Below are 23,431 nucleotides of genomic sequence, written 5' to 3' on the forward strand. Positions count from 1 at the left end.
AGTGAAAAGTGTCGCCAATAAGCTTGATAGGCGACAGAATCAGGGCGAAACAAGTGGAAAGTGTCGCCAATAAGCCCGATAGGCGACAAAACCGGATCGAAACAAGTGGAAAGTGTCGCCAATAAGCCCGATAGGCGACAAAGCCGGATCGAAACGAGTGAAAAGTGTCGCCAATAAGCTTGATAGGCGACAGAATCAGGGCGAAACAAGTGGAAAGTGTCGCCAATAAGCCCGATAGGCGACAAAACCGGGGTCTGGCCAAAGGGGTCTGGCCAAAGGGACGGTTCTTATGGTTCAAAAAAAAAACGGGAGAACCATCCCGGTCTTAGCTTAACCGTTATAAACACTATCACATGTACCAGGTTTGAGCTCATAAAAACAATGTTGTTTAAATTGACCCGATTGAATTAGGCTTATGATCTTCCATAAACGCGCACATTATGGAATAACAAAATTACTTTACTAATTTTCAACCGAAACCCTCTCCATTAATCGCTTTAATTTATTTTCTGTATCTGTTTCCTCTACTGGTGTATAGATACTGCACCTTAAATCCATATCACCTTGAACCTGAAGAGAAGTTAAATTAAACAACATTTTGCCTGCTTTAGCATGTCTGAATTCAATGATCATTTCTGGAGCTTTACTTACTTGACTTTCTTGCCATAAATCCTGGAATTCTAAATGTGAATGACTCATTTCTTTAATAAATTGGTTGTACCATTCATCGCCTAAATAGTGTCCATAATAGGTACGAAAGATAGCAAGAAAACCTTTCGCAAAATGTTCCCAATTGACGGCCAATGCTTTTAATTCTTTTCTAGTGAACACTAAACGAATCAAATTTCTTTGATCATTCGGTATTTGTTCAAAATCTAAAAAAACATGAGCAGCTGCAGGATTCCAGCCCACTATATGGCAATGTCGATCCGTAATGATAGTCGGACAATAGGTTAATTCAGTTAGTATTCGCTTTAAAGAAGGGCTAAGCTCTGATTGATTCTTTTTTTGATTTGTAATTTCTGATTTTGTCTCTAATGCCAGGTCATATAAGTAGCCTCTTTCATCATTATTTAATTGTAGAGCTGTAGAAATACAATCAAGTACGATTGAAGAAACTTTTATATCTCTTCCTTGCTCTAGCCATGTATACCAAGTGGTACTTACCCCTGCTAATTGTGCAACCTCTTCTCTTCGTAATCCAGGTGTCCTTCTCCGGGTTCCGGCAGGTAAACCAACAGACTCTGGCTTAATTTGGGCACGCTTAGCTTTTAAGAATGTCGACAAAGCTTCAAGCCTAGTTTTATCATTCATTTTTAAAACTCCTCAACTTATCAATTTAACCTATTAGTAATTATACCAGGATAAACTATAACTTGTAATAGGATAAAAGAGATGTAAAATACAAGTAAATGATTGATTTGGAGGGATAAAAAGTGGAAAGAGTTGTGATTACCGGTATGGGGATAGTGTCTCCTATAGGAAACGACACCCAAACATTTTGGAACAATTTGATTAACGGGAAATCTGGTATATCCACTATCGATACATTTGATGTTACGAATCATAAGACAAAAATTGCAGGTATCGTCCAAGACTTTGATGCAGATAAAGTTTTAGGAAAGAACGAAGCTAGACGTTTAGATCGTTTTTCTCAATTTGCTTTGGCTGCAGCTGAACAAGCTTGGGCAGATTCTAAGTTAGACCTCGATCGTATAGATGTAGAAAGGCTAGGCGTATATGTAGGTTCAGGTATAGGTGGAATTGAAACCTTGATTGAAAATATTGATGTGCTTAGACAGAAGGGGCCAAGAAGAGTTAGCCCGACCCTAGTACCTGCCATGATTTCTAATGCTGCCGCAGCACAAATTAGCATCAAGTGGAACGCAATGGGACCTTCTTTGTCGCCCGTTTCTGCTTGTGCAATTGGAAATACAGCTATTGGTGAAGCCTTTAGACTAATTCGTTCTGGAGAAGTTGACATTGTGTTCGCAGGTGGAACAGAAGCAGCTATAACAGACTTATCAATAGCAAGCTTTGGCAATGCTACAGCATTATCAACAAGAAACGATGATCCCACTAAAGCTAGTCGTCCATTTGATGAAAATCGAGATGGATTTGTCATGTCAGAAGGGGCTGGAATTCTAATCTTAGAATCTTTATCTCATGCTTTAGGTAGAGAGGCAAAGATTTATGCAGAAGTCATTGGATATGGTGCAAGTTCAGACGCACACCATATCGTAGCTACACATCCGGAAGGTAAAGGGGCCTATCTTGCAATGAGATCAGCTTTAAAAAATGCAAATATATCGCCTGAAGAAATTGATGTAATTAGTGCCCATGCAACAAGTACAAAAGTGGGAGACATCTCCGAAACGATGGCTATTAAGCAGCTGTTTGGTAAACAAGCTTATCAGATTCCAGTAACAGCTAATAAATCTATGATTGGTCATATGTTAGGGGCAGCAGGCGGGGTTGAAGCAATTGCTTTAGCAATGAGTTTAAAGGAAGGTATAATTCCTCCAACAATTAACTTAGAAAATCCTGATCCATTATGTGATCTCGACTATGTACCATCTATTGCTCGCCAAGTGAAAATAAATACCGGTCTGTCTAACTCATTTGGTTTCGGAGGTCATAATGCGGCAATTGTTTTAAGGAAATACGAGTGAATAAACTTTCTCTCGTAAATCTAACCGTTTCTTATGAAACGGTTAGATTTATTCCGTTAAATAGCCCGATTGTTGAAGAATGCTCTTCTGGAAATTAATTAACCTTGTATAACATCTAAAACATTTTTAAATAATTCAAATGTATGAAGTGGAAAAACAGTCTGTCATTCAGTGGTAAAAACTGTACATTTCATTTGCCGTAATCACAATAAACCCGCCACTGCTCACTGATCATTCCATTCACTTCTCTCCCCTGCCTTTATTGGATGAAGCACCTTTTCTTTTAACTTACTTATTTTTCTTAATCTTAAACTTCCGTAAGAGCCTCATCCGATTTGAATTTCTCCCCCTTTAAGTCGGCAATCGTCCTGGCCAAGCGAATAATTTTCATTTGGACACGATTACTTAGTCCTCCTTGCTAGAGATACTATGCAGTAATTGCCGCTGTCTATCCGTTAAAGGAGATTCACCAATTAGTGGTTCAAATGGGACACTTCCATTACAAATTTCTTCACCGTATCGTTGATACTGTCTCTCTAGCGGCGATGACCCGTTGTTTACTTCTTCCGACGATTCAGGCCCTTTAAAATAAGTTCTTCTAGCCTAAAAAAGCCGTGGGAACCGTCACCATGGCCGCAAGAATAATTAGAGAATATGTTAAATGGTTTATCTAACTAACCGGATTTCTTGAGTAAGGTTTTTTACCAGTAGACATCATTTGAAGTAAACATTGGGATTTAGTAATCTGTTAAAGGGATTTACTAAATTGGAGATGACTTATTTGGAAATAAGAAAAAATAAATATTTAAATTGGTCATATAAAATAATTTTTATCTTAATCGGTTTACTGGCATTAAAAGTTTTCGAATTTAACATTCTATTTAGGATTATCCATTGGTTTTGGAAAATACCGGTGGTTGGAACTGAAGAGCTCATTGGTACCATTAGTACTACATTGATCCTTATGCCATTCCTCTTTATTGTAATGAAACAAAGGATTCGATTAGAGGGGGCAGAAGAAAAGTTCAAAGCCCTATCCTACTATGATCCCTTGACTGGACTGACAAATCGGAGATATTTTGAAGAAAAATTAACGGATTCACTGATAAGTTTAGGAAAAGAAAATAAAATGGGTGTTGTCATTTTTTTAGATTTTGATGGATTTAAACAGGTCAACGACAATTATGGACATGAAGTTGGTGATCTCTTATTAAAGGAAATGGGAAATCGACTTTTAGACTGCTTACGTAAAGAGGATACGATTTCACGGTATGCGGGAGATGAATTCTTACTCTTCTTACCAAATACGGATAAACCCGCCGTTTTAAACATTGTTAAAAGAATCTTTGAGGGAATTAATAAGCCCTTTACCATCAATAAAATTCAAATCGAAACTTCCATAAGTATTGGTTTAGCCTTTTTTCCCGAAAATGGATTAGATGCATTAACATTAATAAGAAATGCCGATTTAGCTATGTATAAAGCTAAATCACTGGGGAAAAACACTTATTATATGTTTAATCAGGGCGATGATGAAGCAAAGAGTTGCTAATGGGATTTGAATTCCACAGGGAATTCCACGGGAATTCCACGGGGACGGTTCTCTTGGTCCAAAAAAGCAGAGAGAACCGTCCCCATGGTCTTCATCGATGGATTAAAAATCGCTGTCATAACTGATATCAAGGTCGACATAGCCGGAAATGCCGTCGATCGTTCCAGTGCTTGTGTACTGCCAAATGTTCGCATTTGTCCCAAGTGTGGTGTTGTAGTGGGCCAGCCAGATTTTTGTATTGCTCGGCCAAGTTCCGGTATTATTATCCAGATAGGTTGTCCAATACCAATAACTTGCATAAATTCCAACTTTCGTCTGCCCGAGCCCCAGCATTTCATTTAAAAAGTAGCCGACACATGATGGGGCGTAATTTTCCCACCAAGTTGTTGTCATACCGTTTGAAGAAGTATTTTCCACATCCTCAAAAGCATACCCAGTAAATGTATAACCGGTTTTCTCCTTTGTCTGGGACAATACATCATAAAAATGTTCGGCTTCCGCCATATGCTGCGCAGCCGTTGTTGTGGAATTGCCGATCATATGATAAGCATGGACCGATAATCCGGCATTTCTTGCATACTTGTAATATGTATAGAATTGCGGGTCTATGTACGTTGTTCCTTCGCTTGCTTTAATGATGACAAAACTGTATCCTTCACTTTTAAGATTGTTAAAATTTGTCTGTGTAAGTGATTGATAGTGGCTGACATCCAATCCTTTTAACGTTGCAGTAGACGTGCCTGACGCGGAATCCGATGCAGTACTGCTGCTTGTTGAGGAAGACTCCGTTGTGTCTAACGTTGTATCACTTGTAGCTCCACTGCTTGACGTTGTATCACTTGTTGTTCCACTGTTTGGCGGTGTTGTACTTGTCGTTCCACTGCTCGGCGGTGTTGTACTTGTTGTTCCACTGCTTGACTTTGTGGACGGTTTGGTAAAATGGCTATTATAAATCCAGCCGTTTCGATTTGTTCCGATTACATGGACGTGGGACATACCATTTGCGCTTTCTTTAATGTACACTGTCTTGTTGACTGCCACCACATTAGTATATTTGGTGTGAGAAGAAGTCGTATACAGGTTGGAAAGTACATAGACCGTTTTTTTCGTCAGCGTGCCGGTTAGGTTATAGGCTATGATATAACCGGTGCTGTTGCCTGCTTTGACCTGGTAACGGCCGTTTGACTCGTTAAAAGTTAATACAGACTGCCCGCTGTTAACCGTCTTTTTATACGATGTTCCCGTTGCAGAGGTGTATAATCTGGACGGTGTCCATGTATATTTAGTTGATGGCTTGATAAAATGGCTTTGATATATCCAGCCGTTTTGATTTGTGCCGATTACATGGACGTGGTACATACCATTTGCGCTTTCTTTAACATACACTGTCTTGTTGACTGCTACCACATTTGTATACTTGGTGTGAGAAGATGTTGTATACAAATTGGAAGATAAATAGACGGGCTTCTTCGTCAATTTGCCCGTTAAATTATACGCTTGGATATACCCTGTTTTGCCACCCGTACTTACTTTGTAGCGGCTCCCCGATTTGCTGTAGACCGTTACTGCTGTGCCGCTGTTAATTTGGGCAGAATAAGCCGTTCCGGTTGCTGTTTTATAGAGATTTGACGGCGTCCACGTATACATCGTGGATGCGGCGGCGAAAGCGGGCTTCGTAAAACCAAGTGAGAATAATAAGAAACTCGCAAACACCCAAAAAACTAATCTTTTCAATCTGTTCCCCCCTGTTGTTCTATTAATCAAATACTATTATAAACAATGAATCTATGAAATTTTACCTAAAAATAGAAAGAAAACATTTAAAGGCAGATAAACAAGAAAATATACCTAGATACATGGAATTTTATTAGGATATTAAAAAGACATGAGAGGGCATTCTTGAAAATTTTTACACAAATAGAAAACCCATTGCCCTGCAAAAATCAGGAATGCCGGGTTTCTTCTATAGTTAACAAGAGATTAGAACAAATTAGATTGGCAATTAGAAATGTAGGGACTGATAGCAGGACAACTAATGTTCAAAAAAGATACAAAGGGTTGGAACTTGTCCTTTTTGACACGAAGTGTTCAAAGCTTTTTGACTTGTTTGTGAACAGAGTCATAAAGAACTCCAAATTTAAAATGAATAGATTTAATATAACAATATAAATTAGTTGATTATATTGTTAATAGATTATGATCCTTATTCAATCATTCACACTAAATAAGAGAAAATGTTTAATTGTAGAAGAATTAGAAATCGAAAATCATTCACTGGAGGAAATTATAAATGAGTATGTTTTGTTTTCAATGTCAAGAAACCTCAAAAGGAACAGGTTGTACAGTTGTTGGAGTATGTGGAAAAAAAGATGATTTAGCAAATATGCAAGATTTATTGATTTACACGATTAAGGGAGTAGCAATTGTGAATACAATGGCTCGTGAAATCGGGATGAATCAAAAGAAAACAGATCAGTTTATCATAAATGGTCTTTTTATGACGATTACAAATGCAAATTGGGATAAAAATGAATTTTTTAATACAGTAAGAGAAGGATTAAAGCTCCGGGAAGAAATTAAAGCGGCAATCAGAAATACAGGGTACACTTTAGACAACAATAGCGATTTTGTCACTTGGTATGGTGAAACAAATATCCAGCTTGAAATGAAATCTGCCTCTCAAGAAGTTAGTATTTTAGCTACAAGAGATGAAGATATTCGTTCATTAAGAGAGTTAGTGACTTACGGTTTGAAAGGAATGGCAGCTTATTTAGAGCATGCGGCAAATCTTAGCTATGAAAATGAAGAGCTAAATGCGTTTACGCAAAAAGCACTTGCAAAGATCACAGATGATTCAGTAAGTATGGAACAATTAATTGAACTTTCAATGGAATGTGGAAAGTACGGCGTTCATGCCATGGAGCTTTTAGATACAGCAAATACATCAACGTATGGCCATCCTGAAATGACGAAAGTAAACATTGGTGTACGTCAAAATCCAGGAATTTTAGTTAGCGGTCATGACCTGAAAGATATGGAAGAGTTATTAAAACAAACCGAAGGCACGGGAGTAGATGTGTATACACATAGTGAAATGCTGCCAGCGCACTATTATCCAGCATTCAAAAAATATGATCACTTTGTCGGTAACTACGGAAATGCATGGTGGGAACAAACTCGTGAATTCGAGAGCTTTAACGGTCCGATTTTAATGACAACCAACTGTATTGTACCACCAAAGGAATCTTATAAAGGAAGAATGTATACAACTGGGGCAACTGCTGTCCCGGGTGTAACCTATATTCCTAAGAATGAAGATGGTACAAAAGATTTCTCCGTTATTATTGAGCATGCAAAGAAATGCCAACCACCAGTAGAAATTGAAAAAGGGGAAATTGTTGGAGGATTTGCACATAATCAAGTAGCTCAAGTAGCTGATCAAGTTGTAGAAGCTGTGAAAAACGGTGATATTAAACGATTCTTTGTTATGGCTGGCTGTGATGGTCGCCATAAGAGCAGAACTTATTATAAAGAGTTTGCCGAAGAGCTTCCAAAAGATACGATCATTTTAACAGCCGGTTGTGCAAAATATCGATACAATAAGCTCGATTTAGGTGATATCAACGGAATTCCAAGAGTACTTGATGCCGGTCAATGTAACGATTCCTACTCTCTAGTCATGACTGCATTGAAGCTGAAAGATGCATTCGGATTAGAAAGTGTAAATGAATTACCGTTATCTTACAATATCGCATGGTATGAGCAAAAAGCGGTTATCGTTTTCTTATCTTTACTTTACTTAGGTGTGAAAAACATTCACGTTGGACCAACATTACCAGCTTTCTTATCACCAAACGTAACGAACTTCTTAATTGAGAATTTTGGTGTAGGTGGCATTTCAAATACAAAAGACGACATGGAAATGTTCATGAGCAGCTCAATTGAAATTCAAGAAAGTATATTAGTTTAATAATAGACTCGGGTCCTGACTAGGATTAAGGATAAAATGAATGATAAAGGGAAAGTCTCAGTGACTTTCCCTTTATCCGTTTATATCGAAGCAGGATTCCACGGGATTCCACGGGGACGGCTCTCTTGGTTCAAAAAGCCGGGAGAACCGTCCCCATGGTCCCAAAATTGTGAACATTTGATGACAATAATATAAGATAGAGTTCTTGGGTTATTATTTGAGGAAATTTTATCTTTAGAAAATATTGATTTTTTACAAAATAAATTATATTATTAATCTCGTTGTGAAATTCGACAAAATCCGCTATGATTCTTATTTGTTTATTTTATCAGAATATTTAGTTGATTTTGATTTGAGGAGGAAATATCATATGGATTTGTTTAGAAAAAAATCCATTCAAGATTTAATAAAAGAGTCAGGAAGAAAAGAGGTTTCATTAAAAAAAGAGTTAGGCGCCTTTGACTTAACCATGCTCGGGATTGGCGCAATTGTTGGAACCGGAATTTTTGTTCTGACAGGGGTAGCCGCAGCCGAACATGCAGGCCCTGCCCTTATCCTATCCTTTATTATTTCTGGGCTCGTCTGTGTTTTCGCTGCCCTTTGCTATGCAGAGTTTGCTTCTACGGTACCCGTATCAGGCAGTGCTTACACCTATAGTTATGCCACTTTTGGGGAAATTATCGCCTGGATTCTAGGTTGGGATTTGATTCTCGAATATGGATTTGCTAGTGCTTCTGTTGCCAGCGGATGGTCGGGTTACTTTCAAGGTTTAATTGCTGGATTTGGGGTCCACATTCCTAAAGCAATCTCGAGCGCATACGACCCGGCACATGGCACGTATATAGATGTACCGGCAATTTTGATCACTCTGATCGTCGCATTCATGTTAACAAGAGGAGCAAAACAATCAGCACGTTTCAATGCCATCATGGTTATTATAAAAATATTGGTTGTTCTCCTATTTCTTGGTGTCGGTGCAGGGTATGTGAAACCTGCTAACTGGACTCCTTTTATGCCGTTCGGATTCTCAGGGGTAACAGCTGGAGCTGCAACAGCCTTCTATGCTTATATTGGTTTCGACGCAGTCTCAACAGCAGCGGAAGAAGTAAAAAACCCACAGCGCAATATGCCAATTGGAATTATAGCGTCACTGATCGTCTGTACGATTCTATATGTTGCGGTATCAGCGGTATTAACAGGAATTGTTCCCTATCAATTACTTGATGTAAAAAATCCTGTCGCATTTGGACTTAGTTACATTCATCAAGACTGGATAGCTGGTTTCATCTCCCTTGGAGCCATTGCTGGGATTACAACTGTTCTAATCGTAATGGTTTATGGACAAACCCGCTTGTTTTATTCCATCAGCCGAGATGGACTGCTTCCTAAGGCTTTTTCAAAAATAGATAAGAAAACGAAAACGCCGGTTGTAAATACGTGGATTACCTTTGTCCTCGTTTCTATTTTTTCCGGCTTAATCCCACTTGGTAAGCTAGCTGAATTAACGAATATCGGCACACTATTTGCGTTTATGTCCGTTTCGATCGGCATTTTATTTCTACGCAAAAAACAAGGTCCGCCAAAGCAAGGCTTCCGTGTTCCGTTTGTGCCATGGATTCCGATCCTAGCCTTCCTATCCTGTGGATATTTAGTCCTTCAACTTCCATCGATTACATGGATCAGTTTCGTCGTATGGCTAATTATCGGTTTAATTATTTACTTTAGCTATGGAAAAAGACATTCAGCATTGAGCAAGGAATAAACAAACATATCATGCAAAACACACTTGGAGATACTCTCCAAGTGTGTTTTATTTTTCCTTTAGTAAAATGCGCGACCTCACAACCAGGGGCACAACCAGGGGGACGGTTCTCTTGGTCTATTTTACAAATTTCTTGGACCAAAAAAGCCGACAGAACCGTCCCCGTGGTCCTTAAAAACTAACCGTCCGATATTAGGATGGACCATAACCGATAGCATGAGCAATGATAACCGCTATGAAACCAATTAAGTATTCAATTAGAATCAAAGGGAGAATCCACTTTGCCCACTTTGTCCAGGAGATTCCTGCAATGGCCAACCCAGCCATTAGCGTACCACCTGTCGGAAAAATAATATTTCCAATACCATCCGCGAAGGAAAAGGATAATACGGCTGTTTGGCGTGTAATGTGCAATAAATCTGCAAGCGGCGCCATTATAGGCATGGTCAACATCGCATGGCCACTACCTGATGCTAAAATGAAATGAATAGCCGCTTGGAAGTTGTACATTCCGACAACACTTAAAAAAGCAGGAATATGTTTCATTCCTTCCGATACTTGGTGAAGCAGGGGGTCTATAATATGCCCTTGATTCAATACGACCAGAATGGCGCGCGATACACCAATGATTAAAGCACCGCTGATTAAAGATGCCGACCCCTGTGTAAAAGATTCTACGGTATCATCAATCGATATCTTGCCAAGGATTGCTATTACTATCGTTAAGATAATAAATAAGGCTGCAATTTCTGTTATATACCATTTGTACTTAATAACACCGAGTACAAGAATAACATAATTGATAAAAAATGCTGTTAAAATCCATTTATGTCTTGTTGTTAACTGTACTTTCGCTGTTAATAGGGTGTCTGACCTACTTGTATCAAATTTCCCGAAAATCCCCGTTGATGGATTTTTCTTAACTTTCATAGCATGACGATAGACGAATGTAACAGCAATAAGATATAAGACTACGAATAAAACCAGGCGGAACCCCATCCCCGAATACATAGGAAGACCTGCTATTCCTTGCGCAAGCCCCACTGTAAACGGATTCATAATTGCGGTTGTAAATCCAACGGACGCGCCTACCAACACCATCGCAGTTCCTGTTATCGTATCAAACCCAATCGCAAGAGCCAGTGGGATAAACAGAGGTACATAAGCCAAGGTTTCCTCAGCCATTCCCATTAATGATCCGCCAAGTGCAAAGAATAGCATGATAATAGGAATCATCAACTTTTCACGGTTCGCAAGTTTTTTTGCCAACGTTGAAACAAGAGCCTCAACCGTACCTGATGCCTTTAATACACCAAAAAATCCTCCGATAATAAGAACAAGATAATATTAGCCGCTTCTACCATCCCTGTAGGAATAGCTTTTAACATATCAAAGAATCCAACCGGCGCTGATGCAATCCATTTGAATGAATTTGGATTTACTGATGTATACCCATTTTTTTCAATACGTGCATATTCTCCAGCAGGCATTATATGTGTAATAATGGTTGCAATGACTAAAAAGACAAGTAACAGTGCAAATACGTTTATTTTCCGTTCCCTTTTTTCCTTTTTTTCTCCTGGCTCGAATGAAAGTACTTTTTCTGACATTTGACTCATATACCGATCCCCTTTTCAATAAATTTTTGGCAACCGACAGACTGGTTACCTCAATTGCCGAGCGTACCAGGCCGTCATATTACAAATCTTTAAGAGGTAACTGAATTCCATCGATTCTTTTACTTATAACCCCCTAGGATGTAACCGCCGTTTTACTAATTTCATTCACAAAGTGGTTAAATAAACGCTGCTGCAGCACATCCCTTTCCGACATCATTTCTGGATGCCATTGAACTGCTGCTACATAATGATGGGCTTTGGATTCAATGGCCTCTATTACACCATCAAAGGACCAAGCACTCACTTCAAAATCTCTTCCCAGCGTTTTCACTGCTTGATGATGAAAGGAATTAACCATTAAGGATTTTTCGCCAATCGCCTCATAAATTTTTCTCCCTTCAAGAAGATTTACAGAATGGGAGCCTTGCCATTTACGAAACTGTTCCCGAGCATGGAAATGTTCAGGACCCATCTCATGTTCCAAGTCTTGATAAAGAGACCCACCAGCTGCAACATTCAACACCTGTAATCCTCGACAGATTCCTAGAATAGGAATATCTCTTTCTAAAGCCTGCCCTGCCAGATTTAATTCAAAGTGATCTCGCTCTTCCTCTACAGTGCCTATATACGATTGGGGAATATCACCGTAATAAAATGGATTGATGTCTGCGCCGCCAGCCAATAACAATCCATCTAATTGGTTAAGTGTGGAATCTATTTTGTCAACTTCTTCGATTGGAAGTAGAACAACCGTTGCACCCGCCCGTTGAAGTGAACGGATGTAGTCATAAGAGAATATTGCCATATCTTGACCTGGCAGCCCCCGTAAGCCCTCCTTCCCTATTTCGCTATGGTCAACATAATACCCGGTAACGCCAATTAGTGGTTTCATTTCCTCACACCTCATATTTTAAATAGTTTCGTTGTCTTTCACTAAGTGATTTTATATTCTCTCCCTCCTTTTTCGCAGAAAATGGTAAAGAATTCGAATATGCGGATTACTACTCTACTAATTTCATCATTTCTTTACACACTATTTATACTTGCAAATATCGTACCAACATTAAAATTCAAATGATTATTCCCATCGTTTTAAATATTTTGTTATTTTACTAGTGCTTGCTATGTTGATATGTATTATAATTGGTTATTATTTGGCTATGCAATAACCAAATTGAATAACCAACTTTAGACCAATTAAATTCAACTAAAGAGGTGTTCTATGAACGAGTTTGAAAACAACCACATTGTATTGATTACCGGCTTCAAAGAAACACGAAAAGCCCTCCATCAACAATTAGCGGAGATGGTAAGTGATTTTATAGATATTGAAAGTTTTTCTGTAGAAGAAGGTATTCCAAGAGTATTTCATTCAACATTAATCGTTTTACTCTCTAATATGATGAAAGAAGAGGTCAAAGGCTTTATTGGGGACAACTGCGAAGTAATCATAACAAAACGAACATTAAATTATGAAAACGTGGATCAGCTTTTATTTTTGCCAGAAGGAACACAAGCCCTGTATGTGAATGATCATCCTGAAACCGTATATGAATCGATTGAAACCATGCGTCAATTGGGGCTAAACCATATTGAATATATCCCATACTATCCTGGAAAAACGAATATACAAAGGATCAAGCTTGCAATTACACCTGGCGAACTTAAAATTATCCCCAACTTTGTAGAAAAAGTGATTAATATTGGTCATAGACTAATAGATATAACTACGATCATGTCCATTCTGGAGCGATTCCGTTTAATGGAGGAATACGGTAACCATGTTTCTGAGAGGTATTATCGAAAAATAGTAGAGTTAACGAAGAATCTAGCTAAAGCTCATCGACAACTTCACCAAGTGATTGATGGTGTTGGTGATGGGATACTAGCTATTGATTATAATGGAAGGATTGTTGTTTTTAATGAAATCCTGGAAAATATGCTTAAAATAAAAAGCAAAAATGCTATTGGTCATCCTATTGATTCCATTATTGATAATATTGATTTGGTAACTTTTATCCTTTCAAATAGGCAACAAGAAAGCAGTATATTTGTTGTAAACGGCTTGGACATGATCGTGGAACGTCTGCATATAAATGATCAATCGATTATTGTTACTTTTAGAAATGCCCTTAAGACCATTGAGATTGAACGTAAATTAAGAAAAGAATTTGTTAAAAAAGGATACGTAGCAAAATATAACTTTCATGATATCGTTGGGATTAGCTCCACCATCCAAGAAACGAAACAAATTGCCAAAAGGTTAGCTAAAACTGATTTAACTGTTTTAATTGAAGGTGAAAGTGGTACCGGAAAAGAGTTGTTTGCAAGTGCCATTCATAATGCTTCTTATCGAAATAGCGGTCCTTTTCTTGCCGTTAACTTTAGTGCTTTATCGGATGATTTAGTCGAGAGCGAACTGTTTGGTTATGAGGACGGAGCGTTTACCGGAGCAAAAAAGGGCGGAAAAATGGGATTGTTTGAGCAAGCAAATGGCGGCACTATTTTTTTGGATGAGATTGGAGATATTAGTCTTAAACTTCAAGCACGACTACTTCGAGTATTGCAGGAAAAAGAAATCATGCGTGTGGGTGGAAGCCAAATTATCCCCATAGACGTTCGGATTATTGCAGCCACCAATAAGGATCTACTGAAAATGATTCGAGAAAATGTGTTTAGAGAGGACTTATACCATAGGCTTAAGGTACTCTTTATACACCTTCCCGAATTAAGGGCTCGTCGAAATGACATTGAATTATTGACTAAACATTTTGTTGCCCTATCGGACCGTAAAGTCAAAATTGAACAAGAATTAATTGAAGAACTTCAAGGGTATCCATGGTATGGAAATGTAAGAGAACTTAAAAATACCATAGATTATATGCTTGCTGTCCGTACCGGAAACCAAATAACGAAGAATGATTTGCCTAATCAACATTATTTTCAAAAACCTCCACAAAGGAAAACAGATAGTGGCCCGATAGAGAGCATACCGCCCTTTTATTCAGGTTCAATCGCTCTTGATGGAGAATCACTTTTCATCCTTAACCTCATCATGAATTATGAAGAAAATGGAAAGGTAATCGGAAGAAGGATTATTTCTGAAAAAAGCCAAGAAGTCGAAATGAAATTATCTGAGGCACAGGTTAGACACCGGTTGAATTCTCTAAAAAGTCGAGGGTATTTGCAAACAAAAAGAGGGAGGGCAGGAATTAATCTAACAAGAAAAGGTCGGGAGATTCTTACCACAAACTTGGAACGTAACCTTTGATTACTTTCATCGGTGTGGGCCCAGTACCAGCGTTGCTGTAGCAAGGGGCAAAGTAGACATAGCTTAAGCAACTCTATAAAGGGCAAGTCCGTTCTTGGAGTCCAAAAAGGTTATAAAAACATTTTTGGGATATCCCAAAAATATGATTGACCTACATTCTGTCATCTAATAATAATTTGCAATCAAACAATTGGGTGAGGTAAGGGATCGATCGGATAAAGGCCAATTTTATCGGGCGCGTGGTTAACATTAATTGTTTCTGCTATTATCGCTTGGAATACTGTATATTTATCTCTAGGCATAGAAGCCTTGTAGGAGGGGGTGACTAACCCCCCGACAGCTCTCATACTTCCGTTCGGTATACATCACACCGGTTATTTAAATAATACAACATAAATTCCAGCCAAAATGTGAGTGTTATTATGCTCTTTTTGTTCCTTTTGTTCCAAATTCACGTATTTTCACCCTTACCTTTACATTTACCGGAATCTCACTAAATCGCTCACTCCAATTTCCCTTTACCATTTTCCATTCCCGGGGGTATTCAATACTTAGCCTTTTATCAAAGCCAACCACATCCTCTTTTAATTCCTTCTGCGTTTTAAGAAGTGCCCTCTTAGCTGCTTTCTTAATCGCGATTTCTGTTGCCTGTTCTACTCTTTTTAGAAAATCAGTTTTAAAGGCATTTCCCGGATCCACCCAATCTTCCCGAAGTTTTCCTTCTGTTTCAATATCAACAGTAAAGGAAATCTGGCCCCTCGTAACTTTTGGTTTGATTTTACTTTTCATTTTACGAAACTCATATACAAACATCTCTTTACTCTTTGGATCTACCCCTTCAACGATCCCCCTTTTTCCCTTGTCCCCCTTTAACCAATTTAATCCCTCAATCTCCTTCTCTCCCAGCCAACCGACCATTTTGCCGCTGTTACCTTTGATGACCGCTGCGCCACTAATTTTCATTTCCTTTTTGGAAGTGGTCACCCGTTGAACCACAAAACTTCTTTTCGCAGCAAGATATCCTGACATTTCACCTAACTTTAATTCTGTGGACATACGCATTACTTTTTTGTAATTTTTGATCGATTCCATTAGTCTTAAAGTCGGATTTGTGACGATATCCTGTTTTTCAAAGACTTCACTGGCTTTCCCTTTGGATATTACAACTCTAGTCGTTCTTCTTGTTTCTGTATTCCGAAGCAGGAAATTAGTAATGTTATTCAAATCGTTCGTCCGAGCTGCATCCCCGCTGATAACGATGACTTTTAAATGCTCATAGCTGGGAGGACGTGACATCCGCATTGTTATATCTTGCAAGTTATCAAAAACAAGGTCCCCTTCACTGATGAGATTGAGATAATCTTTCTGTGCTCCGCCTTCTTTGTTTGTAGCAGATTGTTTCGGGATTGCAAATTGATGGATCATGGACACTCTCTGACCCTTTCCTGACCTATGCTCCTGTTTCTTTATTTCCTTTACTGGTTTATCGAATCCTAATCCGAGCACGATTCCAATATCCTCAATCTCCCTTCGATCCCAACAACCGGAAAGGGGTATAAGAGAAAAAATTACAAATAAAATACCAATTTTCTTAGTAATTCTCAATGCCATTCCTCCTTATCCTCGCGATGATCCAGAAGTAGAACGGCATGACAACCATAAAAAATGGTGACGAGTATCCGATAAAATTGCCTAAAGCAAAAACATCATCCAAATTTTCCGGATACATCGCTATCAGATAAACCACTGGTAATGATGCAAAAATGAATTTTTGATAATTTATATTAAAGAGCTGTCCCAGCCCAAGGCTTGCGGCATAATAAGCTGGAACAAAGGTAGTATACATCGTCATCACCCAAAGAATGGAAAATAAAGCTTCGAATCGCTCCAAGACTCCTCTCGTTAATTCAATGGACATAGCTTCTTCCATCATCGGCCAGGTCAGTGTCTTCAATTCATCGACGCCTAACGTTCCGATACACATCACAACGATAAGGACATACAAGGGGATAACCATACCAATTCCAATAAGTGTAGATTTCACTGCTTTTTGAGGTTCTTTCATGAAAGCAGTAAAGAGCAGCATGACTTCGAAACCACTTAGAGAAAAAGCGGATGTTTTGATCCCATTGAATATGGGCATAATTCCATCTCCCGCTACGGGACGAATATTCTCCAGCTTGAAATCGCCTAAACTGAACACAACTAAACATAAAAGAATGAGAATAATAAAAGGAAGAAAAAGCTCGAATAGACGGGCAATTGCGTTAATGCCTCCTACCATGAGATATGTTGCTACACTCATAAAAAAAATAATAATAACTTCGATAGGAGTATTATCCAATAAATACATACGGATCATTTCCCCCATTGCACGCAGCTGATAACCGGCAGAAAGAAGATAATAAAAAGTAAATATGCCTCCATGAATTCGCCCCAAAAACTTTCCGACTACCATTTGACTGTATTCATAGAAGGTCTGATCTGGAAAACGCTGACTCAGTTTGGCAACGACGTACCCAGCCAGCAAGGCGAGCATTCCACTTAAAATGACGGAGATCCATCCATCGGGGGTCCCCACATCCTGTGCTATTGCACGGGGTGAAGTAAGAATCCCCGCTCCAATTATGATATTCGATACAATTACAGCAGCTTGTGCCGCTGTAATTTGATCTTTTGGATTCCTAATCATGAAATAAACTTGCTCCCCCCATCTACTGACGTTTATGATCTTGCGCTTTGCTGGTTTCCTGTCTTCGATTCATCATTTTAAGTGGTATTCTTATAATCGAATCTTTCCAATCTATCGGACAATACGGGACAAAAGGGGACAGGTAATTGACCCCAAAACTTTTTAACTTTACAAGATGAGCCATAATCAAAATATAAAACATTATAATTCCATAAAGACCCAATAGAGCAGCCACCATCATCATCCCGAATCGAAGGATCCGAATGGCGATTCCCACTCCATATTGTGGAAAGGTAAAAGACGAGATTGCGGTTAAAGCAACCACAATTACCATGATCGGGCTTACGATTCCCGCTTCTACTGCTGCTTGGCCAATAACGAGACCACCGACAATGCCAATCGTCTGCCCTATTTGCTTTGGCAAGCGGAGTCCCGCTTCCCGAAGGATTTCAAGGGTAACCTCCATAATCAGCCCCTCCACGATAGAGGGAAAGGGAACCCCTTCTCGTCCTGCAACGATGGACATGACAAGCTTTGTTGGAATTAGTCCGTGATTGTAGGATATTAATGCAATATAGAGGGAAGGAAGAAATAATGCCATAAAGGCAGCCCCATATCGCATTAAGCGTAACAGTGAAGCTGGTAACCATCGCTGATAATAATCCTCCGGTGAAGTCATCATCATGGAAAAAGTAACAGGAGCAATTAGGGCGAAAGGGGTTCCGTCCAACAATAGGGCAAACTGGCCCTCTATTAAAGCACTTGCCACACGATCAGGGCGCTCTGTATTTTGCATCTGCGGAAATGGAGATAGGTAATTATCCTCTATTAACTGTTCAATATATCCTGACTCAGGGACATTATCAATATCAATCTGCTCGATTCTCCTCTTTACCTCTTCTACCAGGTCCTGATTAGTCAATCCTTTGATATAGATAAGCGCCAGGTTGGTTTGCGAACGGCGACCAATCTTATAATTGATCATCGTCAAATTGGGATCTTTGATTCGCTGACGAATCAGTACCGTATTTGTTCGAAGATTCTCAATGAAGCCATCCCTTGGTCCCCGCACCACCTCTTCCGCAACAGGCTCTTCTATTGCCCGGCTTTCTCCTCCTTTCGAACCCAGGATAAGGACATCTTCAACACCGTCAATGAATAAAGCCGTATTTCCAGACAGAACTTCGGGAATGCAATCCTTTAAACTGCGAACCACCTTTCCTTCTACAATCGGAATAACGGAGTCTTTAATGTCCTTTAATATTCGATCTACGTTCATCATGGTCTGTTTCCCTAAGTCTTGATCTTGCAATAGCGGCTTGATGATTTGTTCTTGGAGGGATTTTTTGTCTGCCAAGCCATCCACATAAACAACAGCCGCCATCCGACCTGAGGTACCAATCTGAATTTGGCGGAAAACCACATCTGAACTATGGCCGATGGTTTCTTTCATCACCTGTAGATTATTTCGCAAGTCATCTGTCAATTTAAAGACCTCATTATCATTTATCAATCCGGAATAGTCCTCTGGTGTTCCCCTTTTTTTCTTTGGAAATTGGTAACTTTTTAGCCAATTGAACAAACAAAAAAAACCGAATGGAATAATAAAAGAAATGAGCGCACCTACCCATTTATCCATGTCAGGGATATACGACATTAGCCTTTGTCCCATGTCTATAATCGCCCTCATCCTTTTTTGAAATTATTTATACTTATTATTCCTTTGCAGCTGATTTTTAGTTATCTTTTTCTACTTAATATGGTTTTTGGCAATAAATCTAACTATGTAAATTTCATTTTAAACGTCTTGTTCAATGATCTGGCTCGATTGTGGAACAAAAAAAATCCTGCATATCAACACAGGATTTTTAATCAACCTTTATTTTAAATAATCGAACTTTATTTTAAATGATCTGTTCCATGGGGACGGTTCTCATGGTTAACTTTATACCAATTTTCGACCTTTACTAATTTAATCAAACGTTTGATTAAATGGGTCGCAACCCCTTTTGAAAAACGAACATTGTCCTGCTTTTCTGAAAAATAATTGTCGATGAATTTTCCTAGTTTTTTCTAATAATCTACAATTTTTGATCGGTTTCGACAAAATGGTTTTCCAATCAAACGTTTGATTAGAATCCAGGGATTCATAATTGTCGATAAAATCCAATTTTGTGTTGATATCCTACTAAAAAGTGTTGATATAATTCAATTTTGTGTTGATATCCTACCAAAAAGTGCTGATATCCGGCGAAAAAGTGTTGATATCTTCATGTAGAGGCGAAGCCTGCCCGAAATGTAGCTGGGTTCATAATAATTGATTCAAACTTCCATCCCCCTCTAGAATGGAACATACCATGTTGGAGCCTTATCTCCAGCCAATGATTCTTAAACAGATTTCACCATACCACCGTCTACAAGCAATGAACTTCCTGTAACGTATGTGTTCGCATCTGAAGCTAAAAAAGTTACAACTTTTGCAAATTCCTCGGGTTTACCATATCTACCAAGAGGAATGTTCTTTTTGGAAGCCTCCTCAACCTCATCAGGAGAAACGCCTAGCTTATCTGCCTTAAGCTGGTCTAGAAAGGCAACTCGGTCTGTTGCAATTCTACCAGGTGATACGGTATTGACTAAAATATTGTACGGAGCCAGTTCTTCAGCAAGACTTTTCGCAAGTCCAAGAACGCCTAAACGAAAGGTATTGGATAAAATTAAGCCAGGTATGGGTTGTTTAATAGAAGAGGAAGCGATATTAATGATTCTACCGCCTTCTTTCTTTAGATCTGGCAGAACTTCTCGTACCAGTCGCACATAGCTTAATAGATTCAATTCGAAGGCATTATACCAATCTTTATCTTGAAAGTCCTCAAAACCTCCCCCCTGTGGTCCTCCAGAGTTATTAATTAAAATATGAATGTTACCTAGGGTTTCCCTGGTATGCTGGACTAATGCTTCAATTTCCACCGCTTTGGTAATATCCGCGGGAAAATAGACAACTTTTCCTTCTCCCAACGACTGAAGCTCTTCTTGAACTTCCTTCAGCTTTTCTTTATTTCGACTGGTTAACATGACATTAGCGCCCTCCATGACGAGTTGGGCCGCAATGGCTTTTCCCAATCCTTGGCTAGATGCCACTACAATCGCTGTCTTTCCTGCTAAATTCAAGTTCATTTTTTTCTCCCCCATATCCAATTTTATTGATCTCACAGGCTTCTGCTAGCAGTTCAACAAGATGAACCACTTTAATTTTTTCTGCTTTCCCTTCGCGCACCACACCTAATTTCATCTGTAAATGGCAGCCAGGATTACTTGTGACGATGAGATCCGGCTCCACTTTTTCAATATGATTCATCTTTTGATCCAACACTTCCATCGCTTCATTGTAGTGGACGACATTGTAAATTCCTGCAGATCCGCAGCACATGTCCTGTTTTTCAAAAATGCGATAATCAATCCCCGGAATCTTCTTGATTAATTGATGAGGCTCATTCACCACTTTTTGAACATGCTGTAAATGACACGAAGGTTGGTAGGCTACGACTTTTCGAATTTCTTTGGTAAATGGCAATGAACTCTCGGCCAATAAGACACTAATGTCTTTACACCGCGCGGCAAATTTTTCCGCACGAGAATGCCATTCTGAGTGTGCCTCAAACAATTCTGGATACTCCACTAACATCGCACCACAGCCACCGATACTATTCACAATAAAATCAAAATCATAGTGTTCAAAGGCTGCTATATTTTTTTTAGCAAGAGCGATGGTCTCTTCTTTTTTCCCACTATGATGTAAAAGGGCTCCACAGCATGATTGTTCTTCAATCAAGGTGACTTCACAGCCGGCAAGCTGCAGCATTTTCATACTGTCATCATTGATTTTTGAAAACATCACATCCATAATACAGCCCACAAAAAATCCAACCCTATAGGTCTTCTTCCCAATCGGAGGTAATACTCTATATTCTCTTTCCTTTTTTGTCGGCATCTTGATCGTGGGGGTAATGGATTCCATTGCCTGAATACTTTCTGGGAATGCCTTCATAATGCCTGACTTTCTCGCTAAAGATACCATTCCTGTTTTTTGTGCGAATTCTAACCCTCTTCCAGCAGCCTTTTGCCACTTTTTATTCGGCAATCCTTTTTCAAGGAGCAGCATTTCCATTTTGGAAGCAGGCTTCTCTTTTGCGATTAATTCCTTAGCAGATTGCAAAATGGTTCCGTATTGAACATTGGTCGGACAAGCTGTTTCACAGGCTCTGCAGCCTAAACATAATTCAATCGATGAAGCTGCAGCCTCTATCGAAATTTTTTCTTCTGCTAATAATTTCACTAAATGAATTCGCCCCCGCGGTGAATGGGTTTCCACACCTGTCGTCTCATAGGTTGGGCATTTTGGCAAACAATAGCCACATTGGACACAGGCAAATGTTTCTTCATAGGCTAATACATGGCTTCTACTCATTTGTTAACACAAACCTTTGTCCAGGCTCAGGAAATATTTTTCCGGGATTTAAGAGATTATGAGGATCCCAGGCTTCTTTCATCCGTTTCATCATGGATAAACCGGTTGTACCTAGCTCCATTTCCATAAACGGGGCCTTCATCGTTCCAATCCCATGTTCTCCTGATAATGTGCCACCCATTTCCACTGCAGCTTTAAAAATCTCCTCGACTGCTTTTTCAACTCGCTTCATTTCTTCGGTATCACGTTTATCCGCTATAATATTGGGATGCAAATTCCCATCTCCAGCATGGCCAAATACAACTAAATCGATGTTATACCGATCTCTTATTTCCTTTAAACGTTGAAACATGTCTGGAATCCTACTGCGCGGAACCGTAGCATCTTCTGAAATCTTCGTTGGCTTTTTTCGAAGGATGGCTGGAGAAACCAGTTTTCGCGCCTTCCAAAGTTCGGCTTCTTCTTCCTTTGTTTCTGCTATTTTCACTTCTCTGGCGCCAATTTCCAAACAAATTTCCTTCACCTTTTTAGCTTCTGCTTCTATGGCAGCAGGATGTCCGTCCAATTCGATTAATAATAGCGCTTCGATATCGGTGGGTAATCCGGATGGCTCAAATTGCTCTACAGCGATAACAGATGCTTGATCCATAATTTCTAATTTTGATGGTAAAATCCCACCTGTCAGGATGCTGGAAATCGCTTTTCCGGCAATGACGAGGTCATCAAAAAGGACCATTAACGTTCCGGTAGACTGTGGTTTAGGGATTAGTTGTAAAATCGCTTTAGTGATAATCGCTAACGTCCCTTCAGAACCAACAATGAATTTCGTTAAGTCATAGCCTGTTACATTTTTTACCGTTCTTCCCCCCGTTTGGATGACTTCACCGTCAGCCGTAACCACTTCAAGGCCGAGCACATAATCTTTCGTAACCCCATATTTAAGGCCGCGCGGGCCACCTGCGTTTTCCGATAAATTTCCGCCAATGGTTGACACATGGGAGCTGCTCGGATCAGGAGGATACATAAGACCAAATGGATTGGCCATTTTATTAATATCTGCCGTTATGACTCCTGGGGAAACAATGGCGACTAAATCATCTGGTTCAATCATTAAAGTATCTGTCCATTTAGAAAAATCAAGAACAATCCCTCCATGAACAGGTAATGGGCCTCCGCTTAAGCTCGTTCCCTTTCCCCTTGGATAAATCGGCGTTTTATGTTTATTGGCCAGTTTGACAATTCCGACCACTTCATTCGTAGAAGTTGGCTGCACAACAACATCCGGGGGAAAAACGCCGAAAGAGGCATCATAGGAATAACTGGCAAGATCCGCTTCATTTGTAAGTACTCGATGTTTGTCATGGACCACTTGGCGTATTTCTTTTTCGATTACTGCATCGATCACGACCCCAACCTCCCTTTCTAAAA

The 23,431-nt window shown here is 39.3% G+C and carries 15 protein-coding genes and 1 pseudogene; 5 read left to right on the plus strand and 11 right to left on the minus strand.

The annotated features are described in order from the left end of the window. Positions 1-462: 462 nt before the first annotated feature. Positions 463-1,314, minus strand: coding sequence for a helix-turn-helix transcriptional regulator (locus J2Y67_RS21235; protein WP_310177305.1), 852 nt, complete (start codon positions 1,312-1,314; stop codon positions 463-465). Between the two features lie 122 nt (positions 1,315-1,436). Here J2Y67_RS21235 and fabF point away from each other — a divergent pair, with 122 nt between their 5' ends. Beyond that, positions 1,437-2,672, plus strand: a complete 1,236-nt coding sequence (gene fabF, locus J2Y67_RS21240) for a beta-ketoacyl-ACP synthase II (protein ID WP_310177307.1) — start codon at positions 1,437-1,439, stop codon at positions 2,670-2,672. Positions 2,673-2,979: 307 nt separating this feature from the next. Here fabF and J2Y67_RS28075 read toward each other — a convergent pair whose 3' ends face one another. Then, positions 2,980-3,063: a hypothetical protein gene (locus J2Y67_RS28075; RefSeq protein WP_396954115.1), complete on the minus strand. Its 84-nt coding sequence runs from the start codon at positions 3,061-3,063 to the stop codon at positions 2,980-2,982. 390 nt (positions 3,064-3,453) lie between these two features. On the opposite strand from J2Y67_RS28075, the gene J2Y67_RS21245 reads away from it, so the two are divergent. Continuing rightward, positions 3,454-4,224, plus strand: coding sequence for a GGDEF domain-containing protein (locus J2Y67_RS21245; protein ID WP_310177308.1), 771 nt, complete (start codon positions 3,454-3,456; stop codon positions 4,222-4,224). A gap of 102 nt (positions 4,225-4,326) precedes the next feature. On the opposite strand, the gene J2Y67_RS21250 is transcribed toward J2Y67_RS21245, so the two are convergent. Next, positions 4,327-5,958 (minus strand): glycoside hydrolase family 25 protein, encoded by a 1,632-nt coding sequence (locus J2Y67_RS21250; protein ID WP_310177309.1) that lies wholly within the window; start codon positions 5,956-5,958, stop codon positions 4,327-4,329. Positions 5,959-6,520: 562 nt separating this feature from the next. On the opposite strand from J2Y67_RS21250, the gene hcp reads away from it, so the two are divergent. Both hcp and J2Y67_RS21260 read left to right on the plus strand, forming a co-directional pair. Beyond that, complete coding sequence (gene hcp / locus J2Y67_RS21255) at positions 6,521-8,194, plus strand: hydroxylamine reductase (protein ID WP_396954116.1); 1,674 nt, start codon at positions 6,521-6,523, stop codon at positions 8,192-8,194. 370 nt (positions 8,195-8,564) lie between these two features. Further along, entirely contained in the window at positions 8,565-9,956 is a 1,392-nt protein-coding gene (locus J2Y67_RS21260; protein ID WP_310177311.1) for an amino acid permease, read from the plus strand. 192 nt (positions 9,957-10,148) lie between these two features. Here the strand turns inward: J2Y67_RS21260 and J2Y67_RS21265 are convergent. After that, positions 10,149-11,575 (minus strand): annotated as a pseudogene (locus tag J2Y67_RS21265) (YfcC family protein). Positions 11,576-11,708: 133 nt separating this feature from the next. Further along, positions 11,709-12,467 (minus strand): gamma-glutamyl-gamma-aminobutyrate hydrolase family protein, encoded by a 759-nt coding sequence (locus J2Y67_RS21270; protein ID WP_310177312.1) that lies wholly within the window; start codon positions 12,465-12,467, stop codon positions 11,709-11,711. Positions 12,468-12,797: 330 nt separating this feature from the next. Between J2Y67_RS21270 and J2Y67_RS21275 the strand changes: the two genes are divergently transcribed. Beyond that, positions 12,798-14,846, plus strand: coding sequence for a sigma 54-interacting transcriptional regulator (locus J2Y67_RS21275; RefSeq protein ID WP_310177313.1), 2,049 nt, complete (start codon positions 12,798-12,800; stop codon positions 14,844-14,846). A gap of 420 nt (positions 14,847-15,266) precedes the next feature. Here J2Y67_RS21275 and J2Y67_RS21280 read toward each other — a convergent pair whose 3' ends face one another. From J2Y67_RS21280 to J2Y67_RS21305, 6 genes are all read right to left on the minus strand, one after another. Beyond that, entirely contained in the window at positions 15,267-16,451 is a 1,185-nt protein-coding gene (locus J2Y67_RS21280) for a Ger(x)C family spore germination protein (protein WP_310177314.1), read from the minus strand. Then, entirely contained in the window at positions 16,438-17,538 is a 1,101-nt protein-coding gene (locus J2Y67_RS21285) for a GerAB/ArcD/ProY family transporter (RefSeq protein WP_310177315.1), read from the minus strand. The genes J2Y67_RS21280 and J2Y67_RS21285 overlap by 14 nt, the downstream gene beginning before the upstream one ends. A gap of 22 nt (positions 17,539-17,560) precedes the next feature. Further along, positions 17,561-19,210, minus strand: a complete 1,650-nt coding sequence (locus J2Y67_RS21290; RefSeq protein WP_310177316.1) for a spore germination protein — start codon at positions 19,208-19,210, stop codon at positions 17,561-17,563. Positions 19,211-19,926: 716 nt separating this feature from the next. Beyond that, on the minus strand, positions 19,927-20,712 hold the full coding sequence (locus tag J2Y67_RS21295) for an SDR family oxidoreductase (RefSeq protein WP_310177317.1): 786 nt from the start codon (positions 20,710-20,712) through the stop codon (positions 19,927-19,929). Then, on the minus strand, positions 20,666-22,003 hold the full coding sequence (locus tag J2Y67_RS21300) for a (Fe-S)-binding protein (RefSeq protein ID WP_310177318.1): 1,338 nt from the start codon (positions 22,001-22,003) through the stop codon (positions 20,666-20,668). The genes J2Y67_RS21295 and J2Y67_RS21300 overlap by 47 nt, the downstream gene beginning before the upstream one ends. Further along, positions 21,996-23,405, minus strand: a complete 1,410-nt coding sequence (locus tag J2Y67_RS21305) for an FAD-binding oxidoreductase (protein ID WP_310177368.1) — start codon at positions 23,403-23,405, stop codon at positions 21,996-21,998. The genes J2Y67_RS21300 and J2Y67_RS21305 overlap by 8 nt, the downstream gene beginning before the upstream one ends. Positions 23,406-23,431 lie beyond the last annotated feature (26 nt).

This window comes from Neobacillus niacini, assembly GCF_031456445.1.
In the GTDB taxonomy this organism is placed as follows: domain Bacteria; phylum Bacillota; class Bacilli; order Bacillales; family Cytobacillaceae; genus Neobacillus; species Neobacillus niacini_I.

Coding starts and splice junctions, on each gene's coding strand:
- J2Y67_RS21235 (WP_310177305.1), bottom strand. CDS start 1,314: ATGAATGATAAAACTAGGCTTGAAGCTTTGTCGACATTCTTAAAAGCT.
- J2Y67_RS28075 (WP_396954115.1), bottom strand. CDS start 3,063: ATGAAAATTATTCGCTTGGCCAGGACGATTGCCGACTTAAAGGGGGAG.
- hcp (WP_396954116.1), top strand. CDS start 6,521: ATGTTTTGTTTTCAATGTCAAGAAACCTCAAAAGGAACAGGTTGTACA.
- J2Y67_RS21260 (WP_310177311.1), top strand. CDS start 8,565: ATGGATTTGTTTAGAAAAAAATCCATTCAAGATTTAATAAAAGAGTCA.
- J2Y67_RS21270 (WP_310177312.1), bottom strand. CDS start 12,467: ATGAAACCACTAATTGGCGTTACCGGGTATTATGTTGACCATAGCGAA.
- J2Y67_RS21275 (WP_310177313.1), top strand. CDS start 12,798: ATGAACGAGTTTGAAAACAACCACATTGTATTGATTACCGGCTTCAAA.
- J2Y67_RS21285 (WP_310177315.1), bottom strand. CDS start 17,538: ATGATTAGGAATCCAAAAGATCAAATTACAGCGGCACAAGCTGCTGTA.
- J2Y67_RS21290 (WP_310177316.1), bottom strand. CDS start 19,210: ATGGGACAAAGGCTAATGTCGTATATCCCTGACATGGATAAATGGGTA.
- J2Y67_RS21295 (WP_310177317.1), bottom strand. CDS start 20,712: ATGAACTTGAATTTAGCAGGAAAGACAGCGATTGTAGTGGCATCTAGC.
- J2Y67_RS21300 (WP_310177318.1), bottom strand. CDS start 22,003: ATGAGTAGAAGCCATGTATTAGCCTATGAAGAAACATTTGCCTGTGTC.